Origin of the sequence: Janthinobacterium sp. 61, assembly GCF_002846335.1 — a bacterium.
GTDB lineage: Bacteria > Pseudomonadota > Gammaproteobacteria > Burkholderiales > Burkholderiaceae_D > Janthinobacterium.
Map to the genome: position 1 here is coordinate 4,611,449 of NZ_PJMQ01000001.1, position 15,005 is coordinate 4,626,453.

The 15,005-nt window shown below is 61.1% G+C and carries 13 protein-coding genes; all 13 read left to right on the forward strand.

Features of this window, described 5'->3' with window-relative positions:
• The first annotated feature begins 218 nt into the window (after positions 1 to 218).
• The 13 genes from CLU92_RS27545 to CLU92_RS20950 all read left to right on the forward strand — a co-directional run bounded on the left by CLU92_RS27545 (position 219) and on the right by CLU92_RS20950 (position 14,914).
• Positions 219 to 941 carry a restriction endonuclease subunit S gene (locus CLU92_RS27545; protein WP_180338551.1) on the forward strand — a complete coding sequence of 241 codons (723 nt, stop codon included), beginning with the start codon at positions 219 to 221 and terminating at the stop codon, positions 939 to 941.
• 906 nt (positions 942 to 1,847) lie between these two features.
• Positions 1,848 to 2,168 (forward strand): family 43 glycosylhydrolase, encoded by a 321-nt coding sequence (locus tag CLU92_RS20900; RefSeq protein ID WP_101483451.1) that lies wholly within the window; start codon positions 1,848 to 1,850, stop codon positions 2,166 to 2,168.
• Positions 2,169 to 2,185: 17 nt separating this feature from the next.
• Positions 2,186 to 3,256 (forward strand): aldose epimerase family protein, encoded by a 1,071-nt coding sequence (locus CLU92_RS20905; RefSeq protein ID WP_101483452.1) that lies wholly within the window; start codon positions 2,186 to 2,188, stop codon positions 3,254 to 3,256.
• Positions 3,257 to 3,498: 242 nt separating this feature from the next.
• Positions 3,499 to 5,241, forward strand: coding sequence for an IlvD/Edd family dehydratase (locus tag CLU92_RS20910; protein ID WP_101483453.1), 1,743 nt, complete (start codon positions 3,499 to 3,501; stop codon positions 5,239 to 5,241).
• A 12-nt stretch (positions 5,242 to 5,253) separates the two neighbouring features.
• Positions 5,254 to 6,246, forward strand: a complete 993-nt coding sequence (gene araD1 / locus CLU92_RS20915; protein WP_101483454.1) for an AraD1 family protein — start codon at positions 5,254 to 5,256, stop codon at positions 6,244 to 6,246.
• Complete coding sequence (locus CLU92_RS20920; protein ID WP_101483455.1) at positions 6,243 to 7,820, forward strand: aldehyde dehydrogenase (NADP(+)); 1,578 nt, start codon at positions 6,243 to 6,245, stop codon at positions 7,818 to 7,820. The genes araD1 and CLU92_RS20920 overlap by 4 nt, the downstream gene beginning before the upstream one ends.
• 87 nt (positions 7,821 to 7,907) lie before the next feature.
• A complete protein-coding gene (locus CLU92_RS20925) occupies positions 7,908 to 8,675 on the forward strand; it encodes an SDR family NAD(P)-dependent oxidoreductase (protein WP_101483456.1) in 768 nt (255 codons plus the stop codon).
• Positions 8,676 to 8,757: 82 nt separating this feature from the next.
• Positions 8,758 to 8,880: a hypothetical protein gene (locus CLU92_RS28335; RefSeq protein WP_257562752.1), complete on the forward strand. Its 123-nt coding sequence runs from the start codon at positions 8,758 to 8,760 to the stop codon at positions 8,878 to 8,880.
• A gap of 317 nt (positions 8,881 to 9,197) precedes the next feature.
• A complete protein-coding gene (locus CLU92_RS20930; RefSeq protein WP_071079903.1) occupies positions 9,198 to 10,172 on the forward strand; it encodes an ABC transporter substrate-binding protein in 975 nt (324 codons plus the stop codon).
• Positions 10,173 to 10,181: 9 nt separating this feature from the next.
• Complete coding sequence (locus CLU92_RS20935; protein WP_257561137.1) at positions 10,182 to 11,723, forward strand: sugar ABC transporter ATP-binding protein; 1,542 nt, start codon at positions 10,182 to 10,184, stop codon at positions 11,721 to 11,723.
• A complete protein-coding gene (locus CLU92_RS20940; protein WP_101483457.1) occupies positions 11,720 to 12,802 on the forward strand; it encodes an ABC transporter permease in 1,083 nt (360 codons plus the stop codon). The genes CLU92_RS20935 and CLU92_RS20940 overlap by 4 nt, the downstream gene beginning before the upstream one ends.
• The gene (gene yjfF, locus CLU92_RS20945; protein ID WP_101483458.1) at positions 12,799 to 13,773 is read left to right on the forward strand and encodes a galactofuranose ABC transporter, permease protein YjfF; all 975 of its coding nucleotides are present in this window, start codon (positions 12,799 to 12,801) and stop codon (positions 13,771 to 13,773) included. Before CLU92_RS20940 ends, yjfF begins: the two co-directional genes overlap by 4 nt.
• Positions 13,774 to 13,972: 199 nt before the next feature.
• Positions 13,973 to 14,914 carry a LysR family transcriptional regulator gene (locus tag CLU92_RS20950; RefSeq protein WP_035823672.1) on the forward strand — a complete coding sequence of 314 codons (942 nt, stop codon included), beginning with the start codon at positions 13,973 to 13,975 and terminating at the stop codon, positions 14,912 to 14,914.
• Positions 14,915 to 15,005 lie beyond the last annotated feature (91 nt).

Here is a 15,005-nt window from a genome sequence, read left to right on the forward strand (position 1 = left end):
ATAGCTTAGAGTTAAATCGACTTGAGCAAGTCGAGGGTGCGGACGCAATGAACTTCGTGTCGCGAACGGCTAGAAACAACGGTGTTAGTGCCCGAATTAGGAAAATTACGGGCCTGGAGCCGGCAGCCGCTGGAACCATTTCGGTAGCATTGGGTGGCCAAGGGGGCGCGGGCACCGCATTCCTTCAGCCGTTCCCGTATTACTGTGGGCGGGACGTAATGATTTTGACACCCATTGGTGCTATGACGGAGCAAGAAAAACTGTGGTGGGCAACATGCATTACGGCTAATCGCTTCCGATTCGGATTTGGGCGGCAAGCGAATAGGTCGCTTAGGAATTTAGTTCTTCCTTCTGCTATCCCGCCGTGGGTATATGCAGCAAATATTAGTAGCGCGTGTTCCTCTACACTTACGGAGCTAAAGCAGCTTTCCTCTGCGCAACCGCAAACTGCGCCATCGATGATTGGTACTGGAAGAGTGCGAATTGAGGAAATTTTCAATTTAACTTATGGAACCAGTCTCGAATTAAACAGGCTTTCAACAAACGGTGGTAACGTTAATTTCGTTGCTCGTACGGCCAAGAACAATGGGGTGGCTGCAATGGTGGTTTTACCTGCGAGTGTCGAGGTAATAAATGGTGGTTGCTTGACCGTCGCCTTAAGCGGATCAGTGTTGGAAACGTTTTATCAGCGAGAGCCGTTTGTGACTGGTTTTCATATAATGGTTCTGCGCCCTCAAGAGCCAATGGTCCCCGAGGAGTTGATGTTCTATGCTGCTTGCATCCGTGCTAACCAATCGCGATATAGTTATGGAAGGCAAGCGAACCGCACTTTGAAAGACCTAGATGTTCCTGCTCGAAATGCAATACCAAGATGGGTGTACGGGGCTATTTCTCGCGTTGCTAATCAGCTGGAAGCCAGTGGTAGGGGGTCACCTCTATGAGTAACTGCGCGGATGGAGCTTCCCCTGCTGTTCTACTCCTAGCTATCGGTTCAACACCCCAAGTGGGGTGCCTCGCCGAGCCAAACTGGCTCGGGAAACGTGGAAGATGGACCGGGGCAACCGCTGAGGACGACGCCGTATAGGTAGGCATGCTACCTGCGATGGTCGAACCTATCGCGTCCTATGCTGCTTTCAGTATTGCGTACAGAGTGGCGCGACTTGCGCGTATACTGCTACAAAAGTGTGATACAAATTATTCAATCGAGCAATGTTGCCAGAGTGTGCGGGGGTATTGGGTTCGATCCCCGCCAGCCGCACCAGACAAATCAAGACTCCCGTTTTATTCAGTCAGCATTGCCATGCTGGCTGCATGCCGTATCCCCACTCCCACTATTACTTCCGCAAGCCTGACAAGGTCTATCGCTGCTTGCCAGGGATGCCACTCTTTGTGCGTCGCTTACCCAAAAACGCCCCTGACGCTCTTGCCGTTGTCGCTTTGCAAGCTCCAGTATCCGTCAGACGCCGATATCAAAATTGATATCGAAACTGTGGAAAAATTGATTGGAGGGATTATCGTCCAGCCCCTAAGATCAATGCCGAGTATGCGAACGACATGCAAGCAGCATGACAATATCAATACAGTCTCTGGAGATGCATGATACGCAACACCATCGGCCCGCTCGCGGCCACTTCTCCTCGTCGTCCATTCAACTTGAAGGCCGCCGTTGCGGCATCGGCCGGTATCGGCCTGCTGAGCACGGCTTCGGCATGGGCGCAGGACGCGGTGGTGGCGGACGCCAGTGGCGAGCCTGCGGCGGAAGTGTCGGTCGTGACCGTCAGCGGGGTGCGCCGCGCCGACAGCATCGCCGGCCTGGCCGACGCACCGAGCCGCGAAATCAAAGATAAATTGTTCCAGCGCCGTATGTATGCGATCCGCCGGAATTCCGCAGCTTCTGGGCCAAGGAGTCCGCCGACTTGCTCGACCCGTTTTCGTGGAGCACGTCGCCCGAGCCCGTGTTTGCTACCTGCTACGAGCACGGCAACTATGGCCCCGGCCACAACAGCTGCACCAAGGCCGGCGACGACGTATTGCTGGTGTACCATGCCCACACCTACCCGGAAATCGTCGGCGACCCGCTGTGGAATCCGGTTCGCCACACGTTTGTCAAACCGCGGCGCCGGGATGCGCAAGGCATGCCCGTGTTTGGCCGCTCATCGACCCTGTAAAACCTGGACCCTACGCCATGACCCCAGTTAATTCTGTTTCTGTGACGCAAGCGCCGTTCGGCATCCTGCCCGACGGCCAGCAGGTAACCGTCTTTACCCTGACGAACCGCCGCGGCATGCAAGTCAAAGTGCTCGACTTTGGCGCCATCATCAGCGAAATCCACGTGCCCGACCGCGACGGCAACTTTGCCGACGTGGTGCTGGGTTTCGATCGTATCGAGCCCTACCTGGCCAACAGCGCTTTCCTGGGCGCCGTCATCGGGCGCTTCGGCAACCGCATCGCGGCAGGACGTTTCCATCTCGATGGCAAGGATTACCAGCTGGCCGTCAACAACGCGCCGAATCACTTGCATGGTGGCAACCAGGGCTTTCACCAGGTCATGTGGCAGGCGGAGCCGTTCACCAGGGATGAGGCGGTCGGCGTGACGTTGACGCGCAGCAGCCCGCACGGCGAGGATGGCTATCCGGGCAAGCTCGACGTCACCGTCGTGTACGAACTGGACAACGACAACGCGCTGAGCCTGCGTTACCACGCCGTGACGGACCAGGCCACGCCCGTCAACCTGACCAACCATAGCTATTTCAACCTGGCGGGGCAGGGCACTATCCTCGGCCACGCGCTGACGATCAACGCGGACCGCTACCTGCCCGTCGATGCAGGGTCCATCCCCACGGGCGAACTGGCGGACGTGTCCGGCACGCCGTTCGACTTGCGCCAGAGCACCGTCATCGGTGGCCGCATCGATTTGCCGCATGAGCAGATCCGCATCGGCCGTGGCTACGACCATAACTTTGTGCTCAATCAACAGGCAGATCAAGGGCTGAACCTGGCCGCCAGCGTGCGCGATCCCGTGTCGGGGCGCGTGATGCAGGTGTACACGCAGGAGCCTGGCATCCAGTTTTATTCCGGCAATTTCCTCGACGGCAGCCAGCACGGCAAGCAGGGCCCCATTCGCTACCGCGGCGCGCTGTGCCTGGAAACCCAGCATTTCCCGGATGCGCCGAACCAGCCCCACTTCCCCAGCACCATTTTGCGCCCGGGTCAGGTGTATCGGACGCAAACCGTGTACCGTTTTTCTGCAGAATAATCGTCGCAGCTCCCTGGGGTCTGACCCGGCGGGTCAGACCCGGCGGGTCAGACCCCAAATACCTTCCACGCCCTGCCGCCTCCCGCCCGCAGGGCGTTTTCATTGGGACATGTCGATATCGTTTTCGATATCGGAACGCATTAAAAATTGATTGGAAAGGCATGGCTGGATTCTTTAGTATTCCAACATCGCTGCCCGGGCCGACGACCTTAGATCCGGCATGGCACAACCAGGAGAATGGCATGTCTGAGACAAAAAAGAAGGTTGCCCTGCGCTCGGCCGAGTGGTTTGGCTCGCAGGACAAGAATGGCTTCATGTACCGCAGCTGGATGAAAAACCAGGGCATACCTGACCACGAATTCCATGGCAAGCCCATCATCGGCATCTGCAATACCTGGTCCGAACTGACCCCCTGCAACGCGCATTTCCGCCAGTTGGCCGAACACGTCAAGCGCGGCATCCTGGAAGCGGGCGGTTTCCCCGTGGAATTCCCTGTCTTCTCGAATGGCGAGTCGAATCTGCGTCCGACAGCCATGCTGACGCGCAACCTGGCCTCGATGGACGTGGAAGAATCGATCCGAGGCAACCCGATGGACGCCGTCGTGCTGCTGGTGGGCTGCGACAAGACCACGCCTGCGCTGTTGATGGGCGCGGCCAGTGTCGACATTCCCACCATCGTCGTCAGCGGCGGCCCCATGCTGAACGGCAAGCTCAACGGCAAGGACATCGGCTCCGGCACGGCCGTGTGGCAGTTGCACGAGCAGATGAAGGCCGGTTCCATCACCCTGCACCAGTTCATGTCGGCCGAGTCCGGCATGTCGCGCTCGGCCGGTACCTGCAACACCATGGGCACGGCCTCGACCATGGCCAGCATGGCCGAAGCACTGGGCACGTCCCTGCCGCACAACGCGGCCATTCCCGCCGTCGACTCGCGCCGCTACGTGCTGGCGCACATGTCGGGCATCCGCATCGTCGAAATGGTGCACGAAGACCTGCGCCTGTCGAAAGTGCTGACGCGTGCAGCATTTGAAAACGCCATCAAGGTCAACGCCGCCATCGGTGGCTCGACCAATGCCGTGATCCACCTGAAGGCGATTGCCGGACGCATCGGCGTGCCCCTGGAGCTGGAAGACTGGACCCGTGTGGGCCGTGGCACGCCGACCATCGTCGACTTGCTGCCGTCGGGCCGTTTCCTGATGGAAGAGTTTTACTATGCAGGCGGCTTGCCCGCCGTGATACGCCGCCTGGGCGAAGGCGATTTGCTGCCGCACAAGAATGCCTTGACCGTGAACGGCAAGTCAATCTGGGACAACTGCGTCGAAGCACCGATCTACAACGATGAAGTGGTGCGCACCTTGGACAACCCGCTGCTGGCCGATGGCGGCATTTGCGTGCTGCGCGGCAATCTGGCGCCTCGCGGCGCCGTCCTGAAACCGTCGGCCGCCTCGCCGCATTTGATGCAGCACCGGGGCAAGGCCGTCGTCTTCGAGGATTTCGAACATTACAAATCGCGCATTCTTGATCCGGACCTCGATGTCGATGCCGACTCCGTGCTGGTCATGAAAAATTGCGGCCCGAAAGGCTATCCCGGCATGGCCGAAGTGGGCAACATGGGCTTGCCGCCGAAGCTGCTGGCGCAAGGCATCACCGACATGGTGCGCATCTCGGACGCGCGCATGAGCGGCACCGCCTACGGCACGGTCGTCTTGCACGTGGCGCCGGAAGCCATGGCGGGCGGCCCGCTGGGCATCGTCAGGGATGGCGACATGATCGCCCTCGATTGCCACGCCGGCAGCCTGAATATCGACATCAGCGACGCGGAAATCGCCGAGCGCCTGGCGAAGCGCGAGCTGGGCAGCGCGCCCGGGCCGAAGAGCGGCTACCAGCAGCTGTACATCGAACACGTGTTGCAGGCCGACGAAGGCTGCGATTTCGACTTCCTGGTCGGCAATCGCGGTTCAGCCGTGCCGCGCCACTCACACTAAGCGGAGAATCCCATGCTGTTGCTGCAATTTACGAATGAACATCGCGGGCGCCTCGTCGGCCTGCTGCAAGACGACCAGATCCGCGTCATCGAAGGCTACAACACGACGTACGCGCTGGCGCAAGACGCCATCCGCAAAAAGGTCAGTCTGGCGGAACTGGTCAACGCCAGCGTCGGCAACAGCATGCATTCCTATGCTGACGTGGCCGCTGCCGGACGTGTGCTGCCGCCGCTGGACCACGCCGATGAAGCGCACTGCTACGTGACGGGTACGGGCCTGACCCATTTGGGCAGCGCCGGTGCGCGCGACGCCATGCACAAGAAGATAGGCGGCGACGCGGAGTCGCTCAGCGATTCGATGAAAATGTTCCGCCTGGGCGTGGAAGGCGGCAAGCCTGAAGCCGGCACGGCCGGCGCCCAGCCCGAGTGGTTTTATAAAGGCGACGGTTCCATCGTGCGCGCCAGCGGCCAGTCGCTGCGCATGCCGGATTTCGCCCTCGATGGCGGCGAAGAGCCGGAAATCGCCGGCCTGTACGTGATTGGCGACGATGGCCAGCCCTACCGCGTTGGCTACGCCATCGGCAATGAATTCTCGGACCACGTCACGGAACGCCAGAACTATCTGTACCTGGCCCACTCGAAGCTGCGCATGTGCAGCGTGGGTCCGGCCCTGCTGGTGGGCGAATTGCCCGCGTACATCGCCGGCGCCTCGCGCGTGTTGGACACGGCCGGCAATGTGCGCTGGGAAAAGGCCTTTGTCAGCGGCGAAGACAATATGTCGCACACGATTGCCAACCTGGAACACCATCATTTCAAGTATCCGCTGTTCAAGCGCCCTGGCGACGTGCACGTGCACTTCTTCGGCACGGCTACCTTGAGCTTTGCCGATGGCGTGAGCGTGGCGCCGGGCGAAACCTTTGAAATCGAAGCGCCTGCCTTTGGCCCCGCCCTGCGCAACCGCCTCGACGTCTTCCCAACCGAATTTGCGAAAGTGAGCACATTATGAGTTTCAATATCACCGGTGATGCATTGATCGGCGGCGTCGCCGTCAAGGGCAATGGCGGCTCCTTCGAAGCGTGGGACCCGGCCGCGCGCGCACACATCGCACCCGCCTTCCATATGGTGGACGTAGCGCAAATCGACGAGGCTTGCCGTCTGGCGCAAGCGGCGTTCGACCCTTTCCGCGCCACCACGGATGCGCAGCGTGCCGATTTCCTGGACACCATCGCCGCGCAAATCCTCGAACTGGGCGACGAGCTGATCGTGCGCGCCATGACGGAAAGCGGCTTGCCGCGCGCGCGCCTGGAAGGCGAACGCGGCCGCACGGTGGGTCAATTGAAATTGTTTGCCGGCTTGCTGCGCGAAGGCTCGTGGACCGATGCGCGCATCGATTCGGCCTTGCCCGAGCGCGTGCCGCCCCGTCCAGACTTGCGCTTGCGCATGATAGGCCTGGGTCCCGTCGCCGTGTTTGCAGCAAGCAACTTCCCGCTGGCCTTCTCGGTCGCTGGCGGCGATACGGCCTCGGCCCTGGCGGCTGGATGCCCCGTCGTGCTGAAGGCCCACTCGGCCCATCCGGGCACGTCGGAACTGGTGGCGCGCGCCATCGTCAAGGCGATTGCCGTTTGCCAGCTGCCGGCCGGCGTGTTCGCCTTGCTGACGGGCACGGGCAACGGTATCGGCCAGGCGCTGGTGGCCCATCCGGCCATCCAGGCCGTGGGTTTTACGGGATCGCGTTCGGGCGGCATCGCCCTGATGAAGGTGGCGGCCGAGCGTGCGCAACCGATACCTGTCTATGCTGAAATGAGCAGCATCAACCCCGTGTTTGTGCTGCCGCAAGCTTTGGCTGCCCGTGGTGCGGCCATTGCCAGCGGCTTTGCCGCCTCGCTGACGATGGGCGTGGGCCAGTTCTGCACCAATCCCGGCCTGGTGCTGGGCCTGGCCGGCGCTGACTTTACGGCCTTTGCCGCTGCCGCCGCCGAAGCGCTGGCGCCGGCCCCGGCCGCCACCATGTTGACGGCCGGCATCGCCAGCAGCTATGCCAAGGGCGTGGCCGCGCTGGCGCAGCACGCCGACGTGACATCGCTGGTGCAAAATGTGGGCGAGGAAGGCAAGGGTGCCGCCGCCCTGTTCGTCACTTCGGGCGAGGCGTTTCTGGCCAGGCACGACTTGCGCGACGAAGTCTTCGGCCCGGCCTCCCTGCTGGTGGCTTGCCGCGACATGGAACAATTGCTGGCGATTACGGAAAGCCTGGAAGGCCAGCTGACGGCCACCCTGCAAATGGAGGCGGGCGACCTGGAAGACGCGCGCCGTTTGCTGCCCGTGCTGGAACGCCGCGTGGGCCGCATCCTGGCCAACGGTTTCCCGACGGGCGTGGAAGTGTCGACGGCCATGGTGCACGGCGGCCCGTTCCCCGCCACCTCGGACGGCCGCAGCACGTCCGTGGGCACGGCGGCCATCAACCGCTTCCTGCGCCCCGTGTCGTACCAGAACCTGCTGCAGGACTTGCTGCCGGAAGCGCTGCGCGATGATAATCGGCTGGGGATATGGCGCCGCAAGGATGGCGTGCTGGGCAAGGAGTAACAACACGGCGAGCCGCATGCGATTGCGGTTCGCTGCTGTTCGCTGCGGTTGCACGTTGTACATAAAAAATAAACAGGTGGAGACAAGATGAAGCAATTGGCGAAATATGGCAGCTTGCAGGGCAAGCGCGTGTTCATCACGGGTGGTGGCAGCGGCATCGGCGAATCTCTGGTGGCCGAGTTTGCCGCCCAGGGCGCGCTGGTGGCGTTTGTCGATATCGCAGTGGAAGCGAGCGAGGCCCTGTGCCGCCGCCTGGCCGAAGCGGGCATGATGGCGCCCTTGTTCCGTCATTGCGACATTACGGATATTGCCTCCTTGCAAGCCGTCATGGCGGAACTGGCCGAGCAATTGGGCGACTTCGATATCCTCGTCAACAATGCGGCCAACGACCAGCGCCACCAGGCGCAGGACGTGACCCTGGAATACTGGAACGAGCGCATTGCGATCAATCAACGTCCCATGTTCTTTACTTGCCAGGCTGTCTTCGAGGGCATGAAACGCAAGGGCGGCGGTTCCATCATCAATGTCAGCTCGATTTCCTGGCACATGAAGTCGGGCGGCTATCCCGTGTATGCCACCACCAAGGCGGCTGTCGTGGGTCTGACGCGGGGCCTGGCGCGCGATTATGGCGCCCACAATATCCGCGTCAACACGGTCACGCCCGGCTGGGTCATGACGCAGCGCCAGATCGACCTGTGGGTCGACGAGGCGGCGGAAGTGGAAATCAAGAAAAGCCAATGCTTGCCAAGCAAGCTGATGCCACAGGACATCGCCGCCATGGTGCTGTTCCTCGCTTCCGATGACGGAGCGATGTGCTCCAGTCAAGAGTTCATCGTCGACGCCGGCTGGGTCTGAGAAAACTTCCAGGGCGTTGCTGCAGGGTCGGATGTCATCGTACTGATGTACCAGCGTACTGTCTTCGACCCTGCGCCTGGCCATGGCCGCCGGTAGCACCTTCTCGGCGCCCGTCAATGTCACCATCGCCGAACACTTGGGCACGGGTATCTGCGAAGGCATGTGGGTGGTGCCCGACTCTTCCATTCCAAACACCAAGGGCTGACGCAATCGACGTGCTGCACACGTGCGTGACGGCGGACAACTACATGCAGAAACGCAAGGTCCTGCCCATGACGTGGGATAAGGATGGCTGGCCGCAAGTCAATGCGCGCGGCTTGAACCGCGATCAAAGCCGCCAATGAGCGGCCGCCAAACGGTACGGAGGCAGGAGATGTGTGCCAGGTGATACGCAAATCGGTATCGCAAGCGAAAAAGAATTGATTGGATGGCTATGTTGCTTTCTCCTACCATTGCTTCATAAAAAAACCGCCCATCCGGCATCCGGCTGTGATGGTATTCCAAAAAAAACTGGAGACAAGAATGACATTGACACGCCGCACACTCCTCGCCAGCGCCATGCTGCTGGCCTTTTCCGCCACCACCTTCGCTACCTCGTCCGCCTTCGCCGCCAAGCCCCTGGTCATGGGCTTTTCGCAGGTAGGCGCCGAGAGCGAGTGGCGCACCGCCAATACCGTCTCCATCAAGGATGCAGCCAAGAAAGACGGTGTCACCCTGAAATTTGCCGACGCGCAGCAAAAGCAGGAAAACCAGGTCAAGGCCCTGCGCTCCTTCATCGCGCAAAAGGTCGACGTGATCGCCTTCTCGCCTGTCGTTGAATCCGGCTGGGATACGGTCTTGCGCGAAGCCAAGGCCGCCAAGATTCCCGTCATCCTGACGGACCGCGCCGTCAATGTGGCCGACAAATCGCTGTACGTGACCTTCATCGGTTCCGACTTCGTGGAAGAGGGCCGCCGCGCCGGACAATGGCTGCTTGAGCACGCCAAGAAAACCCCGGACGCCACCTTGAACATCGTCGAACTGCAGGGCACGGTGGGTTCCGCCCCGGCCATCGACCGCAAGGAAGGCTTCCAGGAAGTCATCGGCAAGAATCCCAAGCTGAAGATCATCCGTTCGCAAACGGGCGACTTTACGCGCGCCAAGGGCAAGGAAGTGATGGAAGCTTTCTTGAAGGCCGAAGGCAAGAAGATCAACGTGCTGTATGCGCACAATGACGACATGGCCATCGGCGCCATCCAGGCCATCGAAGAAGCGGGCATGAAGCCGGGCAAGGACATCATCATCATCTCCATCGATGGCGTGAAAGGCGCATTCGAAGCCATGATCGCCGGCAAGCTGAATGTCACCGTGGAATGCAGCCCGCTGCTGGGCCCGCAACTGATGTCCATCGCCCGCGATGTGGTGGCCGGTAAACCCGTGCCAGCGCGCATCACGACGGTGGAAGGCGTGTTCCCTGCCGAGGTGGCCGCCAAGGAATTCCCGAACCGTAAGTACTAAGCTTGCCGCATGATGAAGACGCAAGCGCATCACAACGCCGCGCCAGCTCCCCTGCTGGAGCTGCGCGGCATCAGCAAATCCTTTCCCGGCGTCAAAGCCCTCAGCGATGTTGCCCTGCGCCTGTATCCGGGTGAAGTGCATACCTTGATGGGGCAAAACGGCGCCGGAAAGTCGACCCTGATCAAGGTGCTGACGGGCGTCTATACGCCCGACAGCGGCCAGATCCTGCTCGACGGCAAAGCCATCGCCCCGGCGTCGACGTCGGACGCGCAGGCGCTCGGCATCAGCACCGTGTATCAGGAAGTCAATCTGTGCCCGAACCTGTCGGTGGCGGAAAACATTTTTATCGGCCGTTATCCACGCCGCTTTGGCATCATCGATTGGCGTGCCATGCAGCAACAGGCGCGTGCCTTGCTGCAGCAATTGCAGATCGATATCGACGTCACGGCGCAATTGTCCAGCTTCCCGCTGGCCATCCAGCAAATGGTGGCCATTTCGCGCGCGCTGAACATTTCGGCCCGCGTGCTGATCCTCGACGAACCCACGTCCAGCCTGGACGAGGCGGAAGTCACTCTGCTGTTTTCCGTGCTGCGCCGCCTGCGCGAGCAGGGCATGGCGATCCTGTTCGTCACCCACTTTCTGGACCAGACCTACGCCATTTCCGACCGGATCACGGTGATGCGCAACGGCGAGCGGGAAGGGGAATACGCGTGCAGCGAGCTGTCGCGCCTGGCACTGGTGAATAAAATGATCGGCGTGGCGGCCGACACGCAGGAACAAGCGCTGGATCTGGCGCAGGACGCGGGCGCCGCCAGCTTTGGCCCCACCGTGCTGGAAGCGCAGGGCCTGGGCCGCAAGGGCGCCTTGCTGCCCATGGATTTCCACATCCGCCAGGGCGAATTGCTGGGCCTGGCGGGCTTGCTGGGCTCGGGCCGTACGGAGCTGGCGCGATTGCTGTTCGGTGCCGACAAGGCCGATTCCGGCAGCATCACCATGCAGGGCAAGCCGCGCCAGTTCAGCGTGCCGCGCGACGCGATTGCCCACGATATCGGCTTTTGCTCGGAAGACCGCAAGCACGAGGGCGCGATTTTGTCGCTGTCCGTGCGCGAAAACATCATCCTGGCTTTGCAAGCCCGCACAGGTTTGCTGCGTGCAATCCCGTTCAAACGCCAGCAGGCGCTGGCCGACGAATATGTGAAGGCGCTGGGCATCAAGACGGCCAGCATCGAGACGCCGATCGGCAGCTTGTCGGGCGGCAATCAACAAAAGGCCTTGCTGGCGCGCTGGCTGCTGACCTCGCCCGCCATGCTGATTTTAGACGAACCGACGCGCGGCATCGACGTGCGCGCCAAGCAGGAAATCATGACTTATGTGAGCAAGCTGTGCCGTAAGGGCATGGCGATTCTGTTCATTTCGTCCGAGCTGCCCGAAGTGCTGCGCTGCAGCGACCGTATCGTCGTCATGCGCGATCGCAAGGCTTGCGGCGACTATGCGCGTGGCGAACTGGACGACAGTTCCGTGCTGCAAGTGATCGCCGGAGATGCCACATGAGTTTATCCACACCCTCCAGCGCGCCATTGACGCGTGCGGCTTCCCTTACGAATGCTTCCATGTTGCAGAGTGTCTTGCACCACCCTTTGAGTCGCCCCCTGGCCGCGTTGCTGTTGCTGCTGCTGGTCGACCTCTTCGCCATCCCAGGCTTTTTTCATCTGGAAATCCGTGACGGTCACCTGTACGGCAGCGTGATCGACATCGTCAACCGCGCCGCACCCTTGATGCTGGCCGCGCTGGGCATGACCCTGGTGATTGCCACGCGCGGCATCGATATTTCCGTGGGCGCCGTCGTGGCCCTGTCCGGCACCGTGGCCGCCATGCTGATCGGCGGCACCATGGTGATGGAGAATGGCGTGGCGACGTATGTGAGCAACATCCCCATGGGCTGGGCTCTGGCGGCGGCCCTGGGCGCGGCCTTGCTGTGCGGCGCCTGGAATGGCGTGCTGGTAGCCGGCCTGGGCTTGCAGCCCATCGTCGCTACCCTGATTCTGATGGTGGCGGGGCGGGGCCTGGCGCAGCTGTTGACGGATGGGCAAATCGTCACCGTCTACTATCAACCGTACTTCTTCATCGGCAGCGGCTACCTGTTCGGCTTGCCGTTTTCCCTGTTCCTCGTGGCGGCGGTCTTCCTCATCACGGCCGTGCTGATGCGCAAGACTGCGCTGGGCCTGTTCATCCAGGCTGTCGGCATCAATCCTGTCGCCGCCCGCCTGGCCGGCATCAAGACGGCAACCCTGATCTTTTTCGTCTACGTGTTTTGCGCCGCCTGCGCGGGCTTGTCGGGGCTGATGATCAGCTCGAACATCAAGAGCGCGGACGCGAACAATGCTGGCCTGATGCTGGAACTTGACGCCATCCTGGCCGTCACCCTGGGCGGGACGTCCCTGGCCGGCGGCAAGTTCAGTCTCGTGGGCAGCATGATCGGCGCCCTCATCATCCAGACCCTCACCTACACCATCTATTCGCTGGGCGTGCCGCCGGAAGTGAACATGGTCGTCAAGTCGGTCGTCGTGTTCCTCGTCTGCCTGTCGCAATCGTCGGAATTCAAACAATTGCTACAACGGAGAAAAGCATGAAGGGCTTGCTGCACACCCCGTATTTCACTTCGCTCGTCACCGTGCTGCTGCTGGTGGTGATGCTGGGCCTGGGCGGCGCCGCCTATCCGGGCTTGCTGTCGACACAAGTGATCTTTAACCTGTTGATCGATAACGCCTTTTTGCTGGTGATCGCCGTTGGCATGACCTTCGTCATCGTTTCCGGCGGCATCGATCTGTCCGTCGGGTCCGTGCTGGCCCTGTCGACCATGATCGCCGCCTGGCTGCTCCACGTGGCGCACTGGCCGCCGCTGCTGGTGATCGCCACCGTGCTGGCGCTGGGCACCATCTTTGGTGCCGGCATGGGTGCGCTGATCCATTATTTCAAATTGCAGCCATTCATCGTCACCCTGGCCGGCATGTTTCTGGCGCGCGGTCTGTGCTATTTGATCAGCATTAATTCCATCACCATCGATAACCCGCTGTTCGTGGCCATGTCGCAGACGCAATTGGGGCTCTTGGGCGGCTTTGTCTCGCCCGGCGTGGTGATTGCCGTGATCACTTTGCTGCTGGCCATCTGGCTGGCGCACGCCACGCCGTTCGGGCGCGCCGTGTATGCGATAGGCGGCAATGAACAGTCGGCCCTGATGATGGGCTTGCCCGTGGGCCGCACCAAGGTGCTGATTTACGCCTTCAGCGGCTTTTGCGCCTCGCTGGGCGGTGTGCTGTTTTCGTTTTACATGCTGTCCGGCTATGGCTTGCATGCGCAAGGCACGGAGCTCGATGCGATTGCCGCCGTCGTCATCGGTGGCACCCTGCTCAGCGGCGGCTACGGCTACGTGGCGGGCGCCCTGTCCGGCGTGCTGGTGCTGGGCACCATCCAGACCCTGATCGCCTTCGACGGCACGCTCAGCTCGTGGTGGACCAAGATCGTCATTGGCGGCCTGCTGTTCGTCTTTTGCGTCGTGCAGAGATTGATGGCCATGGGCCAGAAAAATACCAAGGGAAGTTAAGCTTTATGTTGAAGTAACACACACATGCGTACAAGCCGGACGGCGGCATCGAGTTCATCCATCAAACGAATGGCCCGCAGCCAATCCCGGCGCCGCCTGCAAGGCAACCTGAACGCTTGCTGACGATGCACCAGACACACTGATATCAGTAGTATCGATATTGAATTAAAACTGATATCGATCATGATATGATTTATTGATGGATACCCTCAACCCCAACTGGTTCTTGCGAGCCCGCCTGAAGACGCGGCAATTGCTGCTGTTGATTGCCCTGGATGAGCAGCGCAACATCCACCGCGCGGCGGAAGAATTGCACATGACGCAGCCGGCCGCGTCCAAGCAAATCAAGGACCTGGAAGAGATGCTCGACGTGCGCCTGTTTGACAGGTTGCCGCGCGGCATGGAGCCGACCATCTACGGCGAGACGATGATACGCCATGCGCGCATGGCCCTGACCAGCCTGTCGCTGGCGCATGACGATATCGTGGCCCTGAAGTCGGGCCTGACGGGCCAGGTGGAAGTGGGCGTCATCATGACGCCGGCCATGGCCTTGCTGCCGCGCGCGATTGCCCGCATCAAGCAGCAGGCGCCGCTGATGCGCATCGGCGTGCACCTGGAGCACAGCAACACCCTGATGGACATGCTGCAGCATGGCACGCTGGACTTCATGATCGGGCGCATCCTGGAAAAGGAAAGCAGCGCCGGCCTCATCTACGAGGAGTTGACGGAAGAGCCGGCCAGCGCCGTGGCGCGCAATGGCCACCCGCTGCTGTCGCGCAAGAATCTGCAATTGAAGGATTTGGCGGGCCAGCCGTGGATCTTGCCGCCGCAGGGCAGCATCCTGCGCCACCGCTTCGACATGATGTTCCGCCGCGCCAGCCTGGAACCGCCCGTCGACGTGGTCGACACCACCGCCTTGCTCTTGATCACGTCCTTGCTGCAGCAAACGGATTCCCTGCACGTGATGCCGACGGAAGTGGCGCATTACTACGAATCGTTGAACGTGCTGAGCATCCTGCCCATCGAGCTGCCGTGCAAGATGGATGCCTTCGGCATCATCCGCCAGCAGGATCATCTGCTGTCGCCGGGCGCGGATATGCTTTTAAAAGCTGTGCGGGCCACGGCGGCGGATATGTATTGACACGACGCGGTGGTGGCTGTGTCGGATTACGCGTTCCGCTAATCCGACCTACGCATGGTCCCGTGACAGGTAGGTCGGATTAGCCCGCAGG